At 56.0% G+C, this 22351-nt stretch carries 20 protein-coding genes and 1 pseudogene; 7 read left to right on the plus strand and 14 right to left on the minus strand.

Annotated features, from left to right (window positions below; all coding sequences use genetic code 11):
• Positions 1-7 precede the first annotated feature (7 nt).
• From AACZ64_RS00740 to AACZ64_RS00750, 3 genes are all read right to left on the minus strand, one after another.
• A complete protein-coding gene (locus AACZ64_RS00740) occupies positions 8-1639 on the minus strand; it encodes a Na/Pi symporter (RefSeq protein ID WP_293613914.1) in 1632 nt (543 codons plus the stop codon).
• 126 nt (positions 1640-1765) lie between these two features.
• Positions 1766-4312, minus strand: a complete 2547-nt coding sequence (locus AACZ64_RS00745; protein WP_339639582.1) for an MMPL family transporter — start codon at positions 4310-4312, stop codon at positions 1766-1768.
• A gap of 91 nt (positions 4313-4403) precedes the next feature.
• Positions 4404-4685, minus strand: a complete 282-nt coding sequence (locus AACZ64_RS00750) for a SelT/SelW/SelH family protein (protein ID WP_293613912.1) — start codon at positions 4683-4685, stop codon at positions 4404-4406.
• Positions 4686-4741: 56 nt separating this feature from the next.
• Here AACZ64_RS00750 and AACZ64_RS00755 point away from each other — a divergent pair, with 56 nt between their 5' ends.
• Together AACZ64_RS00755 and dtd are read left to right on the plus strand one after the other, a co-directional pair.
• Positions 4742-5692, plus strand: a complete 951-nt coding sequence (locus AACZ64_RS00755) for a D-2-hydroxyacid dehydrogenase (protein WP_293613911.1) — start codon at positions 4742-4744, stop codon at positions 5690-5692.
• An 11-nt stretch (positions 5693-5703) separates the two neighbouring features.
• Positions 5704-6141 carry a D-aminoacyl-tRNA deacylase gene (dtd, locus tag AACZ64_RS00760; RefSeq protein ID WP_293613910.1) on the plus strand — a complete coding sequence of 146 codons (438 nt, stop codon included), beginning with the start codon at positions 5704-5706 and terminating at the stop codon, positions 6139-6141.
• A 101-nt stretch (positions 6142-6242) separates the two neighbouring features.
• On the opposite strand, the gene AACZ64_RS00765 is transcribed toward dtd, so the two are convergent.
• Positions 6243-6851, minus strand: coding sequence for a hypothetical protein (locus AACZ64_RS00765; protein WP_339639583.1), 609 nt, complete (start codon positions 6849-6851; stop codon positions 6243-6245).
• 113 nt (positions 6852-6964) lie between these two features.
• Positions 6965-8227 carry a 6-phosphofructokinase gene (locus AACZ64_RS00770; RefSeq protein ID WP_036858481.1) on the minus strand — a complete coding sequence of 421 codons (1263 nt, stop codon included), beginning with the start codon at positions 8225-8227 and terminating at the stop codon, positions 6965-6967.
• Between the two features lie 190 nt (positions 8228-8417).
• Between AACZ64_RS00770 and mpl the strand changes: the two genes are divergently transcribed.
• From mpl to AACZ64_RS00785, 3 genes are read left to right on the plus strand one after another with little or no spacing between them, the layout of a single operon-like run.
• Positions 8418-9788, plus strand: a complete 1371-nt coding sequence (gene mpl, locus AACZ64_RS00775; RefSeq protein WP_293613908.1) for a UDP-N-acetylmuramate:L-alanyl-gamma-D-glutamyl-meso-diaminopimelate ligase — start codon at positions 8418-8420, stop codon at positions 9786-9788.
• Complete coding sequence (locus tag AACZ64_RS00780; RefSeq protein ID WP_293613907.1) at positions 9775-10383, plus strand: flavin prenyltransferase UbiX; 609 nt, start codon at positions 9775-9777, stop codon at positions 10381-10383. The genes mpl and AACZ64_RS00780 overlap by 14 nt, the downstream gene beginning before the upstream one ends.
• Positions 10383-11006, plus strand: a complete 624-nt coding sequence (locus AACZ64_RS00785; RefSeq protein WP_293613906.1) for a DUF2238 domain-containing protein — start codon at positions 10383-10385, stop codon at positions 11004-11006. Before AACZ64_RS00780 ends, AACZ64_RS00785 begins: the two co-directional genes overlap by 1 nt.
• A 13-nt stretch (positions 11007-11019) precedes the next feature.
• On the opposite strand, the gene AACZ64_RS00790 is transcribed toward AACZ64_RS00785, so the two are convergent.
• The 4 genes from AACZ64_RS00790 to ytfE form a co-directional block, all read right to left on the minus strand.
• Positions 11020-12051 carry an MBL fold metallo-hydrolase gene (locus AACZ64_RS00790; protein ID WP_293613905.1) on the minus strand — a complete coding sequence of 344 codons (1032 nt, stop codon included), beginning with the start codon at positions 12049-12051 and terminating at the stop codon, positions 11020-11022.
• Between the two features lie 104 nt (positions 12052-12155).
• Positions 12156-12515 carry a hypothetical protein gene (locus AACZ64_RS00795; protein WP_293613904.1) on the minus strand — a complete coding sequence of 120 codons (360 nt, stop codon included), beginning with the start codon at positions 12513-12515 and terminating at the stop codon, positions 12156-12158.
• A gap of 34 nt (positions 12516-12549) precedes the next feature.
• Positions 12550-14829 (minus strand): nitric-oxide reductase large subunit, encoded by a 2280-nt coding sequence (locus AACZ64_RS00800; RefSeq protein ID WP_293613903.1) that lies wholly within the window; start codon positions 14827-14829, stop codon positions 12550-12552.
• Complete coding sequence (gene ytfE / locus AACZ64_RS00805) at positions 14822-15502, minus strand: iron-sulfur cluster repair protein YtfE (protein WP_339639584.1); 681 nt, start codon at positions 15500-15502, stop codon at positions 14822-14824. Before ytfE ends, AACZ64_RS00800 begins: the two co-directional genes overlap by 8 nt.
• A 157-nt stretch (positions 15503-15659) precedes the next feature.
• Between ytfE and norR the strand changes: the two genes are divergently transcribed.
• Entirely contained in the window at positions 15660-17219 is a 1560-nt protein-coding gene (gene norR, locus AACZ64_RS00810) for a nitric oxide reductase transcriptional regulator NorR (RefSeq protein WP_339639585.1), read from the plus strand.
• A 26-nt stretch (positions 17220-17245) separates the two neighbouring features.
• On the opposite strand, the pseudogene AACZ64_RS00815 reads toward norR, so the two are convergent.
• Positions 17246-17908, minus strand: a pseudogene (locus AACZ64_RS00815) (carboxylesterase).
• A 112-nt stretch (positions 17909-18020) separates the two neighbouring features.
• Here AACZ64_RS00815 and AACZ64_RS00820 point away from each other — a divergent pair.
• Entirely contained in the window at positions 18021-18674 is a 654-nt protein-coding gene (locus AACZ64_RS00820) for a glutathione S-transferase (RefSeq protein WP_339639586.1), read from the plus strand.
• On the opposite strand, the gene panB is transcribed toward AACZ64_RS00820, so the two are convergent.
• The 4 genes from panB to pcnB are packed head-to-tail and all read right to left on the minus strand — an operon-like array spanning position 18671 to position 22010.
• A complete protein-coding gene (gene panB / locus AACZ64_RS00825; protein ID WP_339639587.1) occupies positions 18671-19459 on the minus strand; it encodes a 3-methyl-2-oxobutanoate hydroxymethyltransferase in 789 nt (262 codons plus the stop codon). The two genes, AACZ64_RS00820 and panB, sit on opposite strands and share 4 nt — an antisense overlap.
• Positions 19460-19473: 14 nt before the next feature.
• Positions 19474-20157, minus strand: a complete 684-nt coding sequence (locus AACZ64_RS00830) for a deoxynucleoside kinase (protein ID WP_293613898.1) — start codon at positions 20155-20157, stop codon at positions 19474-19476.
• Positions 20141-20650: a 2-amino-4-hydroxy-6-hydroxymethyldihydropteridine diphosphokinase gene (folK, locus tag AACZ64_RS00835; RefSeq protein WP_293613897.1), complete on the minus strand. Its 510-nt coding sequence runs from the start codon at positions 20648-20650 to the stop codon at positions 20141-20143. The genes AACZ64_RS00830 and folK overlap by 17 nt, the downstream gene beginning before the upstream one ends.
• Positions 20643-22010 carry a polynucleotide adenylyltransferase PcnB gene (gene pcnB, locus AACZ64_RS00840; protein ID WP_293613896.1) on the minus strand — a complete coding sequence of 456 codons (1368 nt, stop codon included), beginning with the start codon at positions 22008-22010 and terminating at the stop codon, positions 20643-20645. The genes folK and pcnB overlap by 8 nt, the downstream gene beginning before the upstream one ends.
• Positions 22011-22351 lie beyond the last annotated feature (341 nt).

A 22351-nucleotide genomic window follows, 5' to 3' on the forward strand; every position in this document is an offset into this window, starting at 1 on the left:
CTGGTGGCTACCTGGCCTCGACCAGATCCCTGACGGCCGTTGCCAGCATCTGGTTGGATACCAGCATTTCCCGGTTGACATTGAGTAGTGTCGAGAGAGGGACGCCGATACCATCGCCATCGCTGTAGCGGGTAATCATTTGATGGAGACGGTCATGAGACAAATTGATTTCAGTGTCCAGTTGCTCGCGCTTTTCGGCAACCAGTATGAGGTCGGTTTTTTCCAGCAGGTTGAGCAGGTGCCGGTAAATGGCGCGGGTGTCGTGACGGATGGTTTCTATCATTTCTTCATCGTCGGACTGCATCCGCAACTCCACGATGTTGAGGCGTATATCCTTGAAGCTTTTGGCACTGAAGACCATGTCCCTGGCCGCGTGCAGCAGCCCGGAAACAATCTGTGCTTCATCGCTACTGGCCTTTTCCTGCAAGACTCTGTTGGCATAGTGCAGGATTTGCTGCTCGGTGTGTTTGATATCCGCGTACTGGTCATCGTAGCTGGGGTTTTTGAGACTGATTTCACGATATACCCGATAGCCCTCGTATTCCTGTAGCAGTTCTTGCGGGCGTATTTTCAGCACCCGAAGATTGAGGAGGATGACCCGGTAAAACAGCCGGATCACTTCCTGGTGAATGGCTTCACTGGCGGCATCGCTGACGCTGGCTGGAACCTTGGTGATGAATTGACAGCCACTGCCATCCTCGTCGGCAAAGCGGTTTTGCAGCCAGCGGGCGAACGGTGAGATAAAAGGCAAAAACAGAAGAATCGTAAACAGGTTGAATAGCGAGTGGTACAGCACCACCGCGTACATTGGGTCCTGTACCGTGAGGATATCGCTAATCAGCTGCAGGATCGGGTACAAAAATACCAGCCCGATCAGGGTGGACAGCAGGTGGAAGATAAAGTGGGCCAGCGCCACCCGGTGTTTGTCCGGCGAGCCCTTCAAGCTGCCGAGAACGACCGTGACGGTGGTGCCCAGATTTGCGCCTGCCATGATGGCTGCCGCGGTGGTGAGCGGCATCACCCCGGCATTGATGGCGCTCAGCACAATCATCATGGTGGCTGAACTGGACTGTACCAATGCCGTAAATAACAGGCCGCCCAGCGCGTAGAGCAGAATCGGGTAATCGGCAAATACTCCAGGAATACTCTGCTCGGCCAATGTCCCCATATTGGTTTTCATAAAATCGAGCCCCATCAGCAGCAGTCCCAGTCCGAGCAGTAATCTGGCTTGACTGTGGCGCCGATGTTCCGAGCTGATAAAGACGGTGCCGAGTGTCCCCACGGCCAGTAGCGGCATGGCATATTGTGTGAGACTGAGTTTGAAACCGATGGTGGCGACAATCCATCCGGTGAAGGTGGTGCCCAGGCTAGCGCCGAAAATGATCCCCAGGGCGCTGGCCATGGTGAGGATGCCCGCCCCCACAAAGGCCAGCACGATAAGGCCGACCATGGAGCTGCTCTGCAGACAGGCGGTGCTGATCACACCCATCATGACGCCGCGTACCGGCGTATTGGTGTAATCCCTCAGTATGTGACGGAAGGCGCGGGTGCCGAGTGTGCGTAACGCCTGTTCAAGAACCATCATTCCGTAAAGGAAAATACCCAGCCCGGCCACCAGTTCCCAGGGTTGAAATGACATAGTTGGAAGGCTCTCCGGCAGGTTTGTACTTATAGGTTGTTTTGTAAAAAGTGTAGCAGGGAACCTGTCGATAGGATCAAAAACCGCAACAGGCCATGAGCTGTTGCGGTTTTTAAAGGGCCCCTGTTACTTGCCGAACGGCTTGAAGATCAGAATCAGTTTTGGCAGCAGGGTCATGGAGCCGAGCAGCGCCGCCAGCATTGCCAAACCGGTGAGCAGGCCGAAGTAGACGGAGGGGATAAAGTTCGACAGCGCCAGAATGGAGAAGCCAATGATAATGGTGATGGCCGTGTAAAACAGTGCCCGCCCTATGCTGGCATGAGCCCGGTGCATGGTGGCGATGTAGTCGCGATCCACAACAAATTCCCGCCGGAAACGGGTGATGTAGTGAATTGCATGGTCCACACCGATACCCACTGTGATGGCCGCGATAGTAATGGTCATCATGTCCAGGGGAATTCTGGCAAGCCCCATGCCGCCAAGTACTACAGTAGCGGCAAGCATGTTCGGCAGGATGGCAATGAGGGAAATCGACAGTGAGCGGAACAGCACAAGAAACATCGCCATGATGCCGATAAAAACGGCCCCCAGGGTCAAAATCTGGGAGCGGAACAGGCTTTGCAGCATATTGTTGTAGAGTACCAACAGGCTGGTCAGATGCACCTGATCCTCCTGCAATCCCAACTCATTCACGGCAAACTGGCGAATATTTTTCAGTAGTTCCGGTCGTTTCAACTCGCCACCAGTTTCCCGGATGCGCAGCGTAATGCGGGCCTGATTCAGTTCGTCGTCAATGTAGGGGTCAACCAGAAAAGCGGCATTGTCCCGGGACAGGCTGTTGCGGAGAAAGGCCAGTTCCAGATCGTTCAGGCGGTGGCCCATCAGGTCTTCGGCGACGTCGGTGATCATTGCCAGCGAATTGACTTTGCCCACTTCAGGAAGTGACTCCAGGTAATCATGCATCTGGTTCAGCTTCTGAATACCGACCCCTGTGAACCAGTAGCTGTTGGTCGAAGCCTCCTTTCCGGTACTGCCATCGTCGGCAAAGGGGTCTTCTGCAGCAAAGGGGTCCTCTGCTGCAAATGGATCTTCCGCAGCAAACGGATCTTCTCCGCCCGCGTCGGCACTATTGTCGCCGCCAGCGTGTGACGTGGCCGTGTCGGGTGCATCCAGAATGATATCCAGTGGCGTGGTGCCTCCCAGTTTTTCATCGATAACGGAGAGCCCCTGATGAATTTCGGTGTCAGAGCGGAAATAGTCTATAAACCGGTTTTCCACCTGCAACTGGGAGATGCCCCAGCCGCTGATTACGGCGGCCAGCAAGGCCAGGCCCAGAACCAGTCCGCCGTGATTTTCGGTAAACCGTGAAAAATACAGGGTATAGGCCGCCGAGTTGTCACCACTGTCGTTGTTATGGCCCTTGCCGAGCAGCATCATGCCGGCGGGAATCACCAGAAATGCCAGCACCAGTGCCAGGGTAATACCCATGGTCATCATCCAGCCAAAATCGATTACTGGTCGGATGTCACTGACCACAAGGGAAACAAAGGCCACCACGGTGGTGAGCACGGTGTACAGGCAGGGGCGGGCCATGTAATTGACGGTTTCACTGACCAGTTCCAGTTGGTTGCGATCAGGAGATTCGGCCAGGATTTCGCGGTAGCGAACAATCAGATGAATGGTCAGCGCCAGAGTGATGATCAGCAGTAGCGCCACAAAGTTAGAAGAGATCACAGTCAATCGCCAGTCAATCCAGCTCAGGTAACCGAGCATGATTTCCACCGAGAGCAGACAGGTCAGCAGTGGCAGAACGACCCAGCGAATTTGCCGGAAAATGATGGCCAGGGTCAGGATAATAAACAGCACAATACCGGTGCCAAAAATTCGCAGATCGCTTTTGATAAAGTCAATCATGTCGGCGGTAATCATACTGGGTCCACCGAGGAACAGTTCTGCGCGGTCCTCGAAGGCCGCCATTTTCTCACGCACCTCATCCACCCTTTGGTGCTCAATGGCAGCGCGCTCGGTGCGGTAGTTGAGGAATTCTTCGCTCACCTGTTCCAGCTCGATTTCTTCTTCTGGTGTCAGGCCTTCGGTATCCCGTTTCAGCCGCAGGGAGTCCCGTTTGCGAACCAGGTCGAGGTATTTCCGGTCCAGCTCCATGGTGGCCAGCAGCGCCGTAGTTTGACCATCCGGGCTGAGAATCAGATTGCGATAGATGGGACTTTCGAGAAACTCCTTGCGGGCCATATCTCGGTTGGTGTCTTCGTCCATGAGCGTGCGAGGCTCATCCTTGAGTTGGGATATCTTGACCTTGGGGCTGTAGAGCAGGGGAACGTCGAGCATGAAGGTAACATTGGCGACGCCCTCAATCTGCTTCAGTTCATCGCGAATTTCCGCCAGCGTTGCCAGCGATGCATCATCAAAAAGATCCCCCTCTTTGGGGGTATAGGTGACCACCAGAAAGTCACTGCTACCATAGTGTTGCAGTGTTTTTCGGTAGTAATCCAGGTCTGTGTCGTGTTCCAGCGTTAAGGAGTCAGCAGAGGCGTCCAACTTGAAGTTCGGCAATCCGAAAGCCATGCCCACTGCCAACAACAGTACCGCTATCAAGACAGCCAGAGGATGTCGAAGAACGATGGATTGGTAAATGCTCAGTAACCTTGCTGACATGGGTGTTCCTTATTCTTCTGGTGGGTAGGCACAAGCGGCACATTATGCCAGAAGAAACTGGCGTGCCGCACGTCAGTCGTTGCTGAAGTATTTACCGGTCGTTATGGCCCAGCGAGCGATCGGGGTCAATCAGATTGCGCACCCGTTGCTTGAGTATTTTTGCCTCCGGGAAACCGCCGTCCCGAGTGCGTTCCCAGAGCGACTGCTCATTGAGAAAAATTTCGAAGGTGCCGCTGATGTCTGCCGGTCTCAGGGCAACTTCTGCAAGATCATCGGCAAAAGTGGTCAGCAGCTCCTGCGCCAGCCAGGCTGAGCGCAGCAGCCACTGGCAGCGCGAACAATAGGTGATGACGATGCGCGGTTTCGGGGACATCGGGTACACTCCAGTGTCATGACGTTGGATGGCAAGATAACTTTCGGGCAGCGAATATGAAAGGGGTAATTCTCGACGCCGACAGCCTTGGATCAGAGGATGTGGATTTGCGACCGATTACGGATCTGCCATTGTCGTGGGCAGTCTACGGCAATACCGAGCCGGCAGAGCTCGTCGAACGCATCGCCGGCGCCGACGTGGTGCTGACCAATAAGGTCTTGATCGGGCCGGCGGACCTGACTCCCGAGCTGCGTTATATCGGTGTGCTGGCCACCGGCACCAATGTGGTGGACATCAGTGCTGCGAGGGCGAGTGGTGTGGTGGTCACCAATGTGACTGGCTATGGTACCGGTTCGGTGGTTCAGCACACCTGGGCCATGATTCTGGCGCTGACAACTCGTCTGGCTGATTACAATATTGCCGCACTGGATGGGCGTTGGGCCAACAGTTCTACCTTTTGTCTGCTGGACTACCCGGTCTCAGAGCTGGCGGGAAAGACCCTCGGTATTATCGGATACGGGCGACTGGGTCAGGGGGTAGCCGAAATTGGCCGGGCATTTTCCATGCGGGTGGGCATCGCCTCCTTGCCATGGCGGCAGAGCGGCGATGACACACGCATGCCGCTGGACAGATTGCTTCGCGAAGCCGATGTGGTCAGTCTGCATTGCCCGCTTACAGCGGAAACCCGCCACCTGATTGGTCGGCGCGAGCTGACCATGATGAAGCGGTCGGCATTGTTGATTAACTGTGCCAGAGGTGGTCTGGTGGAAGAACAGGCGCTGGCGGATGCGTTGGAAGCTGGGGAGATTGCCGGTGCGGGGGTGGATGTGCTTACCGAAGAGCCCCCTGTCGATGGCAATCCGCTGCTCAATCCCGATCTGCCCCATCTGATTGTTACACCCCACAGTGCATGGGTGGCTCGTGAGGCAAGGCAGCGTTTGGTCACGTTGGCAGCAGATAATTTGCGATCTTATCTGGCGGGCTCGCCAGCAAACCAGGTTCTGTAAGGGAGGGCATCATGTTAGGACTGATACAGCGCGTCAGTTATGCCACTGTCGAGGTCAACGGTGACAGGATGGGTGAAATTGGTCCGGGTATCCTGCTGTTGCTGGGCGTTCAGGCCGGCGATAGTGAGGGCGCTGCCGCCCGATTACTTCACAAGGTGCTCAACTACCGCATCTTTCCCGATGATGGGGGCAGGATGAACCTCAACCTTCAGCAGATGGGTGGTGGCTTGATGGTCGTTTCCCAGTTCACACTGGCCGCCGATACCGGCAAGGGGTTGCGGCCAGGGTTCAGCAATGCCGCGCCGCCAGAGCGGGCAGAGGCACTTTACGATTATTTCATAAGCAGGGCAGAGCAGCTCCATCCGGATGTGGCCTCGGGAGTTTTTGGCGCCAATATGCAAGTGAGCCTGTGCAATGACGGCCCGGTGACTTTTATGCTGGAAGGGTAAAGTGGAGGGTAGAAAACAGCGCTGTTCCTTTGCGGTGGCAGCGCCATTGCGTCTTCCGGTAAAAGGTCGACAAGCCTCCATGGTTTGTTATTGGGTGGCTCTTATTGGGTGACCTTGTTGAATACTTCGGTGGCGGTCTGTTCGATCATCGGGATCAGCAGGTCCTGGCCGTCCTGTTCAGCCTTGGTGTTAAAGTCATTCCCAGCCACTTGCTTGCCGTTAGTGATGCTCTTCAATTTGTAGTTAAGCGCAATGGAATCCCCTTTGCGGATGGTCCCCTGAGCCGCCGTCAGCTTTTCCATGGATTCCTGTTGCATTTGTACGCTGGCGGCAGTATTGGCCACGTTGGCCGCGGTGGTGGCGGCGACAAAACTACCCATGCTTCCACCCACACCGGCGTAGGGCAGTGCCGAGGAGATCACGCCGGCCCCGATGGAAAGCGCCTTGCCCCAGCTCTTCTTTTTTTGATAGTCCACGTCGGCGGTCAGTATGTAATCGCATCCGGACTGCTTGGCCTCAGCTTCGAGCTGGGCTGGCAGCCGGGACTGCAGGGCGACCACCTCAAGCATTGGGCCGCTGAGGTAGGAAATCAGCATGTTTTGTACCGGACTGGATACGTCCTGCCCGCTGGCGCCCTGTCCCAGTTGGGCCTGGGGGGGAGCAATGGCAATGCAGGGCTTCTGGCCAGCTGACGCTGTAGTGACACCCAATGCGAGTGTGCATGCGAAAAGCAAAGCAGCGGAGTAGTGGGCAAAAGGTGATCATGAGAGCTCCCTCTTTAATGAGTCATGAGATCAGATAATGTGAACAGGAGCTCATTTAATCAAATATCAAAGGGCGTGTTGAGCTTTTTCTTCACGGGCAGTTTGGCGAGTCTGGCATAGTTCGGCACACCGTTGAGATAGGGTGGGTAGTCCTCGCCTTCAATCAGTGGTGCAAGATAGGTCCTTGCCAGTTGGGTGATGCCGAAACCGTCCCGTGAAATAAAATCACTGGGCATCTTCTTTTCAATATTGGCCACCTTGTCCAGCCCGACCTCCCCCAGTCGCCAGCTGTAATTATCTCCAGCCAGCCGTTCAATGGTGACCATCACAGAGTTTTTGCCGGCCAACGCGTATTCCACCGCGGCCTGGCCGACCGCATAAGCCTGCTCTACATCCGTGGCGGAAGCGATATGTCGTGCCGAGCGCTGGAGATAGTCGGCCACCGCCCAGTGGTATTTATAGCCAAGCTCATGCTTGATCATGCTCGCCAGGGTGGGGGCCAGTCCGCCCAACTGCTGATGCCCGAATGCATCGGTGGTGACGGATCCGGCAATCATGGTGCCGTCGGAGTACTGGACTCCCTCCGAGGCGACGATGACACAGTAGCCCCGTTGCTGCACAGTCTGTTCGACTTTGGCAATGAACTCCTCCTGAGCGAAGGGGATCTCGGGGAACAGAATAATATGGGGCGGGTCGCCGGCCTGTTCCGCTGCCATGGCACTGGCAGCGGCAATCCATCCGGCATGGCGTCCCATTACTTCCAGGATGAAGACTTTGGTGGAGGACTCGCACATTGCTGCGACATCGAGGCTTGCTTCTTTGGTAGAAATTGCCACGTATTTTGCAACGGAGCCAAAGCCCGGACAATTGTCTGTGAAGGGCAGGTCGTTATCCACGGTTTTCGGGATATGGATGGCCTGTATTGGATAACCCATTTTTTCCGAGAGCTGGGAGACTTTTAGGCAGGTGTCGGCAGAGTCGCCACCGCCATTGTAGAAAAAGTAGCCGATATTGTGAGCCTTGAATACCTGGATCAGCCGCTCGTACTCAACGCGGTTTTCTTCCAGGCTCTTCAGCTTGTACCGGCAAGAGCCGAACGCACCGGAAGGGGTATGGCGCAGGGCCGCAATGGCTTCATCCGATTCCCTGCTGGTGTCAATCATGTCCTCCCGCAGGGCACCGATAATACCATTATGGCCCGCGTAGACCTTGCCGATCTTATCGCTGTGTCGACGAGCGGTTTCAATGACACCGCAGGCGCTGGCATTAATGACCGCTGTAACACCGCCGGATTGTGCATAGAAGGCATTCTTTTTCGGCATGGGTTCCCCCGTTGGACCGCAATTTTCAGCAGCGGCGAATCATACTGGAAAGCGTTGGGGATTTCATTTTTTATGGTGGCGTTGCAGCACCGGCACCGACTAGACTTGCAGGGTAATTGGATCCGACTGTGAGTGTGCCGGTCGATTCTTGTGCCGGAGTGCTACAACAGAGACAGGCTGACGAGACAGTATGCATATTCATATTCTAGGTATTTGCGGCACCTTTATGGGCTCACTCGCGCAGCTGGCCAAAGCCATGGGGCATGAGGTGTCCGGTTGCGACAGTAACGTCTACCCACCGATGAGCACCCAGCTGGAAAATGCCGGTATTACCCTGACGGAAGGCTACGACCCCGCGCAGCTTAATCCCGTACCGGATCTGGTGGTTATCGGCAATGCGCTGTCTCGCGGTAACCCCGCCGTGGAATATGTGCTGGATAACGGTATTCCCTATACATCCGGTCCGCAGTGGCTGGGGGATTATTGCCTCCGCGATCGCTGGGTACTGGCGGTGGCGGGTACCCACGGTAAAACCACCACCGCCAGCATGTTGGCGTGGATTCTGGAATATGCCGGTATGCAGCCGGGGTTTCTGATCGGCGGGGTGCCGAACAATTTCGGGGTCTCTGCCCGCCTGGGCGATTCGGCGTTCTTTGTGGTGGAAGCGGATGAATACGACAGTGCATTCTTTGACAAGCGTTCCAAGTTTGTTCACTACCGTCCGCGTACGGCCATTCTCAATAACCTTGAATTTGACCACGCCGATATTTTTGCCAATCTGGCTGCCATCCAGACCCAGTTCCACCATTTTGTCCGCACTATTCCCGGCCATGGTCTGATTGTCGCCCCGGTCAGGGATCTCCCCCTGCAGGCGGTATTGGCAATGGGATGCTGGTCGGAATACCAGCCGCTGGGTGATCCCGACAGTTGGGATGTGGAGGCCACAGAACAGGACGGTTCGGTTTTTCGGATCAGTTATCAGGGTAAGCCGCGCGGGGTTGTCCAGTGGACGCAGACTGGAGATCACAACATTGCCAACGGCATGGCCGCCATCGCGGCCGCACATCATGTTGGTGTCACGCCAGAGGTGTCCTGCGAGGCGCTATGCCAGTTCAGTGGCGTCAAACGTCGTATGGAAAGGCTGGCCACCATTGATGGTGTCTCGGTCTACGATGATTTCGCCCACCATCCCACTGCCATAGCGACAACGCTGGCCGGTTTGCGCCATCGGGTGGACAGCGAAAAAATTCTCGCGGTCATTGAGCCGCGCTCCAATACCATGAAGCTGGGTATTCATCGCGGTCACCTTGCCGTGGCCACTGCCGATGCCGATCAGGTGCTCTGGTTTCAGCCGGATAGCGCGAGTTGGTCGCTGGTGGAAGAGGTGGCTGCCGGGCCGGTTCCCGCTGAAGTGCTCGGGACGATTGATGAGTTGGTGGGGCGGATTTTGCAGCTGACAGTGGACGGCACCCATGTGGTGATTATGAGTAATGGCGGTTTTGGTGGCTTGCACAGCAAGCTGGTGGCCGCACTTGAGGAGCGTGCCCATGGCCGAGTTTGATCGTTCGATAACCTTGGCAATGACCGGGGCATCCGGTGCCCAGTATGGCCTGCGTCTGCTGGAGTGCCTGGTTCAGGCCAACTGCCAGATCCAGTTTCTGATATCCGAGGCAGCGCGGGTTGTAGTGGAAACCGAGACAGAACTGACGTTGCCCGGGGATGAGGCCCTGGAGGATTTTCTCACCCTCAACTTTGATGCGGAGCCAGACCAGATTCTTGTCAATACGTCCCGCGACTGGTTCTCGCCCGTGGCGTCTGGCTCTGCTGCACCCCGTTCCATGGTGATCTGTCCCGCCAGTGGCGGCACCATTTCTGCAATTGCCTGTGGCGCCAGCAATAATCTGATCGAGCGCGCGGCAGATGTGGTGATCAAGGAAAAACAGCAGCTGATTGTGGTGCCCAGAGAGACGCCCCTGTCAGAATTGCATCTCGAGAATCTGCTGAAACTGGCGCGGTTGGGGGTTACCGTGATGCCGGCGATGCCGGGCTTTTATCAGAACCCGCAGACGATCGATGATCTGGTGGATTTTCTGGTGGCGAGGCTGCTCGATCATCTGGGAATTGAACAAAACCTGCTGCCCCGCTGGGGCGGATAATGGCCGCTAACCGGGAACTATTGTGGTTGCTCGCTGTTCTGCTGGCCGTGCTGGTTTGGTCCTGGATCGCGCCGTTTGATCGCGCTACCTGGTGGCTTGAGGCGATCCCCGTACTGATGGCCTTGCCGGTACTGTACGTCACCCGGCGAAGCTTTCCGTTGACCCGGCTCAGTTATTACCTGATTTTTCTGCACGCCGTCATTTTATTGGTGGGTGCCCACTATACCTATGCCAGGGTGCCGTTGGGTTTTGTGGTGGCAGACTGGTTTGATTTCACCCGCAATCACTATGACCGTTTTGGGCACCTTGCCCAGGGCTTCGTGCCCGCGATTCTGGCGAGGGAGATCCTCTGGCGCAACCGGGTTGTGGTGGGGCGCTATTGGCTGTTCTTTCTGGTTACCTGTTTCTGTCTGGCGTTCAGCGCCTTTTATGAATTGCTGGAGTGGTTGACTGCGGTGGTGGGTGGCGACGGTTCCGTCGAGTTCCTCGGCACCCAGGGGGATGTCTGGGATGCCCAGTGGGATATGTTTATCGCGTTGCTCGGCGCGATAAGTGCCCAGTTGCTGCTGGGTGGTTGGCACGACCGGCAGATGGCAGTCGTCGCTGCGGCGACCGGGCGTTGATTCCGACCCTGGTTCAGGCGCGCTGATACCAGTTCACTCCGGTGTTGTCGGTCTGCATGGCGATTTTCCCCCGTGCCATCAGGTAGTGCAGATGGGCGTAACTTTCGCCCGTGGCCAGAACCAGCATCGAATTGCCGATCGGTGCCTTGAAAAGCAGCGGAAATAAATCAATCACCCGTTTTGGCTCGTCGCAATGTTGCACAACCCTGTCCAGGTCCCGTTCGTGACCGTCGATCAGCGCCTGCAGTCTCGGCTGAGCGCCGGTGAAGGGCAGGCCGTGGGAGGGCAACACCAGCGTCTTTTCCGGTAGCAAGGCCTTGAGCCCGTGGCAGCTGTCGATCCATGCCTGCAGCGGGTTGCCGGCCGGTTCCATGGGCCAGACGCTGACGTTGGAGGAAATAGTCGGCAGCAGTTGGTCGCCGGCGATAAACAGGTCCAGTTCGGGGCAGTGCAGGCAGGCGTGCTCGGGGGAGTGTCCTTCGCCCATGACCAGCTGCCAGCGACGTCCCCCGATGATGAAGCTGTCGCCGTGCTGCAGTCGGTGATAAGAGGCCGGCATCCCGCGAACCATGCTCCCGAAAGAGCCAAATTTGGCGCGATAGTAACGCAGTTGTTCATCGTTGAAACCGGCGGCCCGATAGAAGCTGATTGCCTCTTCCGGTGCTTCGCGGTTGCTGTCAGCCAGCAGGATCCGACAATGCATATACTCGCTGCGGGACATCCAGAATTCGGCGCCGCTGTGACGGCATAGCCAGGCGGCAAGTCCGATATGATCCGGGTGCATGTGGGTGGCAATCAGGCGTTTTACCGGTTTTTTTGCTGACACAATCGACGAGAGTTTTAACCACAGCTCGGTGGTGTCCTCGGTAGCCAGCCCGGTATCGACTATCGTCCAGCCATCACTTTCTTCAAGCAGCCACAGATTGATGTGGTCGAGCCGGAAGGGCAGCGGCATGCGCAGCCAGTAGACGCCGTCGGCAATCTGCTGGGGTACACCCGGTTCGGGTGGTTTGCGGAATGGATAGATGGGGGACGACTTTACCATGCAGGCCTCACAACGTGGCGGAGCAGTTAATGATAGCAGAGTGGTATGTGTCCCGCGGAGTGAGAAAGATACCGGTGAGAGAACGCCCACACCGGTAACCATGATCAAGGCGCAGGTTGCAGGCGAATGCCGACGATGTCTACCTGATCGCCCAGTTCAAATTCGCGGTTAGGGCTGCGAAATGCATGGGTTTCTCCCTGTTCAGTTTTGATTGTATAGCGATCACCACTGAGGCCCGCCTGTTGCTGGGTTGTACCACCGATCCAGGTGCCCACAAGTGCGCCGACAAGTGCGCCGGCGGGGCCACCGGCTGCGCCGCCGATCAGGAACAGGATTGAGCCCCCGGTAGCCTGTCCGCCAGTGTTGTCATTGCTGTGGCCGATCACCTCCGCCGAGTGGATGGCGGGGGTGATGAGCAGTGCAATGAGCCCGGCGGTGGCTATTTTTCTGAACGATTTCAACATGATGCTTCTCCTGTTAGTTGATGGGGGATGTGTGTTAAACGGCGATATCCTCGCCATAGATGTTTTGTCTTTGGTAACCAGAGGCGGGCCAGATGCCGCGTACTACCTGCCAACTCACCGCCAGGGCACCGACAATGAATACCACGTCACCCAGGGTGCGCACCCAGCGCAAGGTCACCAGTATGGGCTGCTGTAGAAAGGCTTCGCTGCGGGCGTACCAAAGACCCTCGGAGGCACTGCCGATAAATTGAATGATTCCTACCGGTAGCAGGCTGGTAAACAGCATCAGCATCAGGCCGCCGTTCATCCACCAAAAGGCGGTTTTCATCAGTCGCTCACTAAAAATCATTTCGGGGCGGATATAACGCAGGATCAACAGGCAGAAGCCCAGTGCGAGGAAGCCGTATACTCCGAACAGGGCCGCATGCGCGTGGGTTGGTGTGGTGTTCAGTCCCTGCACGTAATACAGCGAAATGGGCGGGTTGATCATAAAACCCAACACGCCAGCACCCAGCATGTTCCAGAATGCTACAGCCACAAAGAACAGCAGGGGCCACTTGATATCCTGCATCCAGGGGGCGCGGAATTTCAGTCGCCAGCTCTCCCATGCCTCATAACCCAACACGACCAGTGGTACTACTTCCAGCGCACTGAAGGTGGCGCCTACTGCCATAACCGGTGTGGTGGTGCCCGAGAAATACAAATGGTGAAAGGTGCCGGGTACGCCGCCGAGTAAAAACAGGGACGCGGAGGCCAGGGATGCCGTTGTCGCCATGGTGCGTGACACCAGTCCCATGCTGCAGAAAATAAAGGCCAGCGCAGTGGTGGCAAATACCTCAAAGAAGCCCTCTACCCAAAGATGTACCACCCACCAGCGCCAGTATTCCATAATGGAAATATGGGTGCGCTCGCCATAGAGCAGGCCGGCACTGTAGAACAGACCGATAGCCACTACGGATGCTGTGAGCAACACCAGTAGGCTTTTGTCGCCACCCTGCTTGAGGGCCGGCACAATGCCGCGCATCATCAGCATGAGCCAGAAGGCAATGCCTGCCACTTTCAGAATCTGCCAGAAGCGCCCGAGATCAACGTATTCGTAGCCCTGGTGTCCCAGCCAGAAGCTCCACTCGGCGGGCATGATCTGATTAATCGCGAAGAAGTTGCCGGTAAAGGAACCGGCTACCACCGCAATCAAGGCCCAGAAAAGAATATCTACGCCTAACTTTTGATATTTTGGATCCTTGCCACCATTGATAATCGGTGCCAGGAACAAGCCCGCAGCAAGGAAGCCCGTGGCAATCCAGAACATCGCCGACTGAATATGCCAGGTGCGAACCAGGCTGTAGGGGAGCCATTCGGACGTGTTGAGGCCGTAAAACCCCTGGCCTTCGACGGTGTAATGGGCGACAAAGCCGCCGAGAAACACCTGCAGGGTGAACAGTCCGACCACGGCAATCAGATACTTGCCCAACGCTTTCTGGGAAGGGGTTAGCGGAAAGGTGGTAATTGGGTCATTTTTTGGCGAGACCGGATCCTCTTCGTCTTTCTTGCTCAGAAAGGCCCAGCCCCAGATTAAACCGCCCACACCAGCGATGAGAAACACCACGCTTGCGATAGACCAGACAATGTTCTCCGCCGTGGGCTTGTTGCCAATCAACGGTTCATGTGGCCAGTTGTTGGTGTAGGTGGCTTCGCCGGAGTAGCGCTCGGTCGCTGCCGCCCATGCGGTCCAGAAGAAAAAGTCGGTGAGCTGCGCGCGCCGCTCACCACTGGGTAGTGTCACCTCCTTCATGGCGTAACTTTCCCGAGTGGATTGCAGTGTCGGTTCCCCTCCGAACAGATCATTGTAGTAATCCGCCGTCTGAGCCATGGCCCTGGCGCGCCGTTCGGATACCACCAGTTCGTCCGTTTCGGGGTTGTAGGTATTGGTTCGATAGGCCTGTTTCAATTCATACTGCAGCGCATTTTGATCGCGGCCGGTCAGTGCCCCATAGTTGAGATCAAATTCCTCTTGAGCGGCCAGTTCCAGCCAGGCAAGTAGTTCGCGGTGAAGCCAGTCGGCGGTCCAGTCCGGTGCCTGATAGGCGCCGTGACCCCAAATGGAACCGAGCTGCATGCCGCCTACTGACTGCCAGGCCGTCTGGCCATCGAGAATACTTTCCCTGGTCATGATCTGTTGACCACTTATGCTCACCACCCTGTCCGGTATGGGTGGTGCCTTGCGATATACCTCCACCCCGAAATAGCCCAACAGGGCAAAGGTGGCAGCCAGGACAGCGATCAGTGTCCACCACAATTTGTTGTATTTACCCATGACCGTTGGCTCCCTGTGCATCGACGCACTCAAACAGCAGGTTGTTTTCCAGGTGGATGTGCTCCATAAGGTCGGCGCGGAACCAGTCCAGTTGCCAGTAGAGCGCCTGCCAGGTGTCACAAGCATCATCGGGCAGGGTCAGGTTTTTGGTCAGCTGTTCCATTTGTTTCACCGACTGACCGTGCTGGTCGTGCTCAAAGCGCATCATGGCAATGGGGTTGATGGCATGGTCGAACAGGTGACGCAAAAGCATCGGGAACAACACGTTTTCTTCCTTGAGCATATGGCTCTCCAGTTCTTGATGCATGGCCATCAGTAGGCTGGATAATCCTTTGGGACTGTCCGGGTGCTCACGGTGAACCAGCTCTACCCGTGCGGCCAGCCGTACCAGTTCTGGCAACTGCTCCCGGTGACGCTCATGGTAGCGCTCCAGAATGTGGGGGATCAGTGTTTCGGGGGTCGCCTGGTGTGCAGCCTGATCCGTATTTTTTGTTTGCTGCAGGACATTGAGTTGTGCGGCGATCGTCTTCGGGTTCAGGCCGCGACAAATGGCGGCGTCCTGCAGGCTTTCGTGCCCACCACAGCAGAAGTCCAGACGATTCTGATAAAAAAGGCGGGTGGCACCGGGAATGGTTCGGGCCAGAGTGCCCAGCGGTTGTTCGAGAATGTTCATGATGCTCGCTCTCTCAAGGTTTATGATTTGTCACAAGAGATAGAGCACAAGCTATGCCAAAAAAATTATTATTATATTTCAATATATTAAATATATTGTGGTGGTTATAACCATTATTTGATATGGTCTAAATAACCACAATAGGGTTTATAAAACCATGATCGATTTGATGTTGTTGTCGGACCTGGTGGTCAACCTGCCGTCGGCGGTACGTTTGCAGCGGCTGGTGTCTGTGCTCCGCGAGCAATTTCAATGTGGGGCGGTGGCGGTGTTACGCCTTGAGGAAAACCGGCTGCGCCCAGTGGCGGTGGATGGCCTTGTGCATGAGACACTTGGCAGGCGCTTTGTGGTGGCTCAGCATCCCAGGCTGGCGGCCATCCTCTCGCGTCGTGATCCAACCCGCTTCGAGCCTGGTAGTGAGCTGCCAGACCCCTATGACGGCTTGCTCGACAGTCAGGTAGGTGAACCCCTGCCGGTGCACGACTGCATGGGTATCAGTCTCTATGTGGAGGGGATTCAGTGGGGGGTTTTAACCCTGGATGCCCTGGAGGCCGGGGCCTTCAGCGGTGAAGCCACGCAGACTCTGAAACACTTCGGCCTACTGGCGGAGGCCGCCATCCGTGTCACCCGGCTGGAGCAGGAATTGCAGGGTCTGCGCCTGGTGCGGGAGCCCCATTCCGGGAACGGGGTATCGGTGGTTGAGGTGGAAGAGGAGATTGTTGGTCAAAGCGAGGCATTGCAGGCCCTGCTGCATGAATTGACGGTGGTGGCAGATTCCGAGCTACCGGTGCTGCTGTTGGGTGAAACGGGGGTGGGCAAAGAGTTGTTCGCCCGCCGGGTGCACGTATTGTCTCGTCGTGCGGACCGGCCTATGGTGCATGTCAACTGTGCTGCTCTACCGGAATCCCTGGCGGAGAGCGAGCTGTTCGGCCATGTAAAAGGCGCCTTTTCCGGGGCAATCAGCGAGCGTCCAGGGCGTTTTGAGGCGGCGGATGGCGGCACTTTATTTCTCGATGAGGTGGGTGAGCTGCCGCTGTCGGTGCAGGCGAAATTGTTGCGGGCCTTGCAGAATGGTGAGATTCAACGGCTTGGTTCGGACCGGCCACGACGGGTCAATGTGCGCGTGATCGCTGCCACCAACCGCAACCTGCATGATAGTGTGCGCGACGGCGATTTTCGTGCCGATCTATATCATCGCTTGTCTGTCTACCCGGTGCCGATCCCGCCTTTGCGAGAGCGCGGCAACGACGTGTTACTGTTGGCCGGTCGCTTTCTGGAGCTGAACCGGGCTCGGCTCGGCCTGCGCAGTCTACGGCTGCCCCCCGATGCCGAGACGGCCCTGTGCCGATACCCCTGGCCGGGTAATGTGCGGGAGTTGGAGCATGTTATCAGTCGTGCGGTGCTCAAGGCTGTCAGTCGAGGCGCGACACGAACTGAAATCATCTCCCTGGGGGCAGAATTGCTGGATTTGGATGAGGGAGTTGACAGCCAGGAGATGGTCCGCCCCATGACTGGCATGGGGTCAGCGTCCGCTGAAATTGGTCACGCCGAACTGCAGACGGTTATGCCGATGCGTGAAGTGGTGGAAAGCAGCCAGCGGCACGCGATTCAACAGGCCCTGACCGCCAGCGACGGTAATTGGGCGTCAGCGGCGAGGATGTTGAATGTGGATGCCAGCAACCTGCACAAATTGGCGTATCGACTGGGACTGAAATAAGCCAGGACCACTGAAATGGCCTGGGATCAGTCCAGCACCTGTTGCAGCCAAAGGGAGATGATTTCAATCTCCTCCAGGCACACGGAGTGTCCCATGGGGAAGGTCTGGTAGCCGGGTGTAAAGCCCTGGTCGCGCAAAAAGGTGACACTTTTCCGGCCCAGCTGTTCCGGCACCACATCGTCGCTGGTGCCATGGAGTATCTGCACGGGGAGTTATCGATTGGCGGGATGAATGTCGATTGAATCGGCGGTGGCAAAATAGGTGGATAAAGCCAGTAAGCCCGCCAGCGGTTTGGGGTAGCTGAGGGCCGCTTCGAAGCCGACGGCTCCGCCCTGGGAGAATCCGGCAATGACAATTCGCCGGCTGTCGATCCCCCGTTCTATTTCCCGGTCAATAAGCTGTTGGATCTGGAGTGCAGAGTGTCGCAGTTGAGCCAGGTCCACCTTGCGATCCAGCTCCATCTCCAGAATGTCGTACCAGGCTGGCATGATATAGCCGCTATTGATAGTCACCGGAATTTGTGGCGCGTGCGGAAAGATAAAGCGAACTGGCAAAGACTCTGGAAGATGTAACTCCGGCACCACAGGTTCAAAATCGTGGCCGTTGGCCCCCAGTCCGTGTAGCCATATGACAGCGGCGTTTGCCGGTGATGCGGGATCTATTTCGACCCCGGGTAGTAGCGGTTTCATATTTGCCTGAACTCCTGTTTTTATGGCCGGGCGGCCAGTATAAAGCCTGCTGGTGGATGGTGTGGAAAGTTTGCTACGCTAACTTCGCTTATTTTTTACCGGGTAGGTTCTGATGTTGCCTGTATTGTATTCCTTTCGCCGCTGTCCCTATGCCATCCGGGCCCGCATGGCCATTTGCTATGCCGGTGTCCCCGTGGAATTGCGGGAAATTTTATTGAAGAACAAGCCACCGAGCATGTTGGCGGTCTCGCCGAAAGGCACGGTACCCGTGTTGGTGCTGCCCGACGGCCGTGTGCTGGATGAAAGCTGTGATGTGATGTGCTGGGCTCTGGCTGTTCACGATCCGGACAATTGGATAAATCCAGCTGTAAGCCGGGAAGCCTCCCGGCTGATTGCAGAGAATGACGGGTCTTTCAAAACTCATCTGGACCATTATAAGTATTCAGACCGTTACCCTGAGCAAGCCTCTGCGCATTATCGTGCCGAAGGAGAGGCTTTTTTGCAGGCCCTGGAGGTCCGTTTGCAGCAGCAGTCGTTCTTGCTCGGTCATCAACCGGGCTTTGCCGATGTAGCCATTTTTCCGTTTGTGCGGCAGTTTTCCCTGGTGGATCCGGACTGGTTTTCCAGCGCGCCCTATCCCAGATTGCGGCATTGGTTAAACTACTGGCTCGAATCCCATCTGTTTACCTCTGTTATGGAAAAATATCCGGTCTGGCAGGACGGTGCGGCTGCGCGCTATTTTGGCTGCACGGCTGAAAACAACTAGAAGCTCTGCCCGCTTTGTGGAAAAAGACCCGCGCGCACAGCCTCGGCGTAGGCGTTCAGTGCAGCTGTCACATTGCCGGTTTCTGCGAGAAAATTTTTGGCGAAACTGGGCTGATGGGGTGACAGGCCGAGCATGTCGTAGAGCACTAACACCTGGGCGTCCGTATCTGCACCTGCACCGATCCCGATCACTGGTGCGGCCAGTGCCTCGGTAATGGTTTTTGCCAGGGTGGCGGGCACACACTCCAGCACCAGTAAGTCGATCCCGGCTTTTTCCAGCATCTTGGCATCACTGATCATCTGATCGGCGGCGGTTTCGTCCCTGCCCTGAACGCGATAGCCACCGAGTTTGTTGACGGACTGGGGCGTAAGGCCGAGGTGGCCGCATACCGGGATGCCCCTCTCGGTCAGCATGGCGACTGTCCTTGCCAGCCAGGCCCCGCCCTCCAGTTTTACCACGTGGGCGCCGGCCTGCATGATCCGTGCGGCATTGTCCATCGCCTGTTGTTCAGTCGCGTAGGCCATAAAGGGCAGGTCCGCAACAATCAGGGATTTACTGTTACCCCGTCGCACAGCACTGACGTGATAGGCCATATGCTCCATGGTGACGGGAAGCGTGCTGTCCTGTCCCTGTATAACGTTGCCCAGTGAGTCGCCTACCAGCACAACTTCAATACCCACCTGTTCTATCAGTCGCGAAAAGGCGGCGTCATAAGCGGTGATTACCGGGAATTTCTCACCCTGCTGCTTGAGTTTGTAGAGGGTGTTGATGGTGACCGTTTTCATGGGCGATGGTCCTGTCACAAGTGGGCTTGTGGATTGTAGTAGTGGCGTCCGGTCTTGATATTCAGCAAATAGGCCAGCAGGTTTTGGTAGTCCAGCTCATTATTGGCGAGATCGATGTCTGCTGCGTTGACAATCAACAGCGGGGCTTCATCGTAATAGTAAAAAAAACGGGTGTAGGCATCGTTGAGCTGATGGAGATAGGCGGCGTCTATGGATTTCTCTGCTTCGGTACCGCGGCGCTGAACCCGATCCAGCAGTACCTCTGTAGGCGCCTGAAGATAAATGACCAGATCCGGTGTGGGGGCATCGATGGTGAGCTGCTGGTACACCGTCTGATACAGTTTTAATTCATCATCGTCTAGCGTGATTTGGGCGAACAGTTGGTCTTTGTCGATTAGAAAATCTGCCACCCGGACCTGCTGAAAGATATCGCCTTGTCGCATTTCCTGAATTTGCCGGGCACGGTGGAACAGGAAAAACAGTTGTGCCGGAAGCGCACCCGAGCGTCGATCTTCGTAAAAGCGTTCGAGGAAGGGGTTTTGCTCGGGTTCTTCCAGCAGTGTGTCATAGTTAAAACTGCCTGCCAGTCGCTTGGCCAGCGTGGTTTTCCCCACGCCAATCGGCCCTTCTACCGCAATAAATCCCGGTAGTTTCTGGTGTGCCTGCCCAGGCTTCAGATCGTTAGTCAGTTGTTCCACAGGGATCTCCAGACGAGAGGCGAACGATACCGTCAGATGGGCAGTTTTCCAAGTGTAAAACCAGTGGCGTTCCATCGGGAAAAATCAGCTGTTCCGTGATCTCCGCCAATGGCAGCAAGACAAAGTTTCTGAGGTGGAGGCCGGGGTGGGGAATCTGCAGGTCGGTGTTGTCAATAATCTGTCCGCCATACAGCAAAATGTCCAGATCGAGGGTACGCGGACCCCAGTGTCTGTCCTTTTTGCGCAGGTGTGCCTGTTCGATGGCTTGTAACGCCTCAAGCAGTTTTCGAGGGGACAGTGATGTCTGAAGCTTGGCGACGCCATTGATGAAGTCTGGCTGGTCCTGTGGCCCCATTGGCGGGCTCTGGTACCAGCTGGATGTTGTTATCAGGTTGGTGTCTGGTAGAGATGCCAGTTCGATAACCGCATCCCGGAGTTGTTGCAGTGGTTGGTCGAGGTTGCTGCCCAGCCCGATATAGGTGATTTCAGTCATGGTCTGGCGGGGTTGTGGCCGGTGACCGGCGGGGCCGCCGCCGACGACGTTTTTTGGTGGGTGTCGGCTCTGCCAGAGTGCTGACCATCTTGAGTCGTTGATCTTCGTCCATTTCCTGAAAGCGGGTCCACCAGGTTCCCAAGCCGGGTTCCAGTTCGCCGGCATCTTCCCGCAATAACAGGAAGTCATAACCGGCGCGAAAACGTTTATTTTCCATCAGACGGAAGGCCTGGTTGCCATTACGGCGGGGGAGGCGCAATTGCATCTCCCAGATCTCTCGCATTGGCATACTGAAGCGGCGCGGAATGGCTACCCGCTGACAGGCTCTGTGCAGTACGTCTGCCGTGGCCTGTTGCAAGGCGTAAACCGGAGAGATGTTGGAGCGCTCAAATTTTTTGTTGGCCTGTTTGGCCGCCGGCCAGAGCAGTGCGGCAAACAGAAACGCCGGTGTCACCCGTTTGCCCGAGCGAATGCGTTTGTCGGTATTGGTCAAGGCCTGCTCGATAAACTCAAGGTACCAGCCGGGGTCTTCATCCAGGGCGTCTTCGGTGGCGGGAAACAGCAGACGAAACAGATCATATTCCCGGAGTAGTCGGAAAGTGACCAGGGCCTGACCGTGCATCAGTAGCTTGAGGACTTCATCAAACAGCCGAGCCGGTGGAATATCTGCGAGTAGATGCGCCATTTTATTGATGGCGACGGCACTTTTTTCCTCAATACTGAAGCCGAGTTTTCCGGCAAAGCGAATGGCTCGCAGCATCCTGACCGGATCTTCCCGGTAGCGTACCTCGGGGTCGCCGATGATTCTGATCACGCGCCGCTCTATGTCTTCCAGGCCATTGGCATAGTCATAGACGCTATTATCCTGCGGGTGGTAATAGAGGGCGTTCATGGTGAAATCACGACGACTGGCATCTTCGTTGATAGAGCCGAAGAGGTTGTCTCTCAGCAGCAGACCCTTGGCGGATCGGTGTGATTCATCCCGGGTGTTTGAGCCCTGTTCTGTGTGATGGGCCCGAAAGGTGGTTACCTCGATAATTTCAGCACCCATGCGGACATGCACAATCTGGAAGCGGCGGCCGACAATACGGGCTCGCCTGAACAGTTTGTTGACCTGCTCCGGTGTGGCATCGGTGGCTACGTCGAAATCCTTGGGACTCAATCCCAGCATCAGGTCGCGGACACAACCACCGACCAGGTAGGCCTGAAAGCCATCGCTGACCAATTGTTCGACAACCTTTCTCGCACCACTGGTAATCTGCCTGGCGGAGAGCGGGTGCCCTCCGGAGCGGACAATATGGGGTTCGCTGATAACTGGGAGAGCGTGTCTCCTGAAATATTTGGAAAGCTTTTTTAGCATGTTGTGGTGGCGTAGACCCGTAAACTGGCGATTCTAGCACAGGGTATGACAAAAAGACTGTTGGCAGTCACGCTGATATTGATCTGGGATCAGATCAATTCTGGGGGACATTAAAAAAGGGGAAGCATTCAAGCTTCCCCCTGTATCCCATAGGCTATTGGTCGATGGGTCTACCCCCCTTGTCAACCTCCTAGCAATCCATCCTGTATTATTTTTATTGTTTATTTTTTTAATAGTTGCTGTTTTTATTGTGTCTATAGATGAGCATGAAGCGTGCCATAAAATTAAAGCCTTTATAAACAAAGTGTTACGTATTTTTTTGTGACGTGTCGCACATAAAT

It is taken from the genome of uncultured Porticoccus sp. (assembly GCF_963975625.1).
Classification (GTDB): domain Bacteria; phylum Pseudomonadota; class Gammaproteobacteria; order Pseudomonadales; family Porticoccaceae; genus Porticoccus.

Bases quoted from the DNA above. Each gene is read 5' to 3' on its own strand.
- AACZ64_RS00740 (WP_293613914.1), bottom strand. From the start codon at position 1,639: ATGTCATTTCAACCCTGGGAACTGGTGGCCGGGCTGGGTATTTTCCTT.
- AACZ64_RS00745 (WP_339639582.1), bottom strand. From the start codon at position 4,312: ATGTCAGCAAGGTTACTGAGCATTTACCAATCCATCGTTCTTCGACAT.
- AACZ64_RS00750 (WP_293613912.1), bottom strand. From the start codon at position 4,685: ATGTCCCCGAAACCGCGCATCGTCATCACCTATTGTTCGCGCTGCCAG.
- AACZ64_RS00755 (WP_293613911.1), top strand. From the start codon at position 4,742: ATGAAAGGGGTAATTCTCGACGCCGACAGCCTTGGATCAGAGGATGTG.
- dtd (WP_293613910.1), top strand. From the start codon at position 5,704: ATGTTAGGACTGATACAGCGCGTCAGTTATGCCACTGTCGAGGTCAAC.
- AACZ64_RS00770 (WP_036858481.1), bottom strand. From the start codon at position 8,227: ATGCCGAAAAAGAATGCCTTCTATGCACAATCCGGCGGTGTTACAGCG.
- mpl (WP_293613908.1), top strand. From the start codon at position 8,418: ATGCATATTCATATTCTAGGTATTTGCGGCACCTTTATGGGCTCACTC.
- AACZ64_RS00780 (WP_293613907.1), top strand. From the start codon at position 9,775: ATGGCCGAGTTTGATCGTTCGATAACCTTGGCAATGACCGGGGCATCC.
- AACZ64_RS00785 (WP_293613906.1), top strand. From the start codon at position 10,383: ATGGCCGCTAACCGGGAACTATTGTGGTTGCTCGCTGTTCTGCTGGCC.
- AACZ64_RS00790 (WP_293613905.1), bottom strand. From the start codon at position 12,051: ATGGTAAAGTCGTCCCCCATCTATCCATTCCGCAAACCACCCGAACCG.
- AACZ64_RS00795 (WP_293613904.1), bottom strand. From the start codon at position 12,515: ATGTTGAAATCGTTCAGAAAAATAGCCACCGCCGGGCTCATTGCACTG.
- AACZ64_RS00800 (WP_293613903.1), bottom strand. From the start codon at position 14,829: ATGGGTAAATACAACAAATTGTGGTGGACACTGATCGCTGTCCTGGCT.
- ytfE (WP_339639584.1), bottom strand. From the start codon at position 15,502: ATGAACATTCTCGAACAACCGCTGGGCACTCTGGCCCGAACCATTCCC.
- norR (WP_339639585.1), top strand. From the start codon at position 15,660: ATGATCGATTTGATGTTGTTGTCGGACCTGGTGGTCAACCTGCCGTCG.
- AACZ64_RS00820 (WP_339639586.1), top strand. From the start codon at position 18,021: ATGTTGCCTGTATTGTATTCCTTTCGCCGCTGTCCCTATGCCATCCGG.
- panB (WP_339639587.1), bottom strand. From the start codon at position 19,459: ATGAAAACGGTCACCATCAACACCCTCTACAAACTCAAGCAGCAGGGT.
- folK (WP_293613897.1), bottom strand. From the start codon at position 20,650: ATGACTGAAATCACCTATATCGGGCTGGGCAGCAACCTCGACCAACCA.
- pcnB (WP_293613896.1), bottom strand. From the start codon at position 22,010: ATGCTAAAAAAGCTTTCCAAATATTTCAGGAGACACGCTCTCCCAGTT.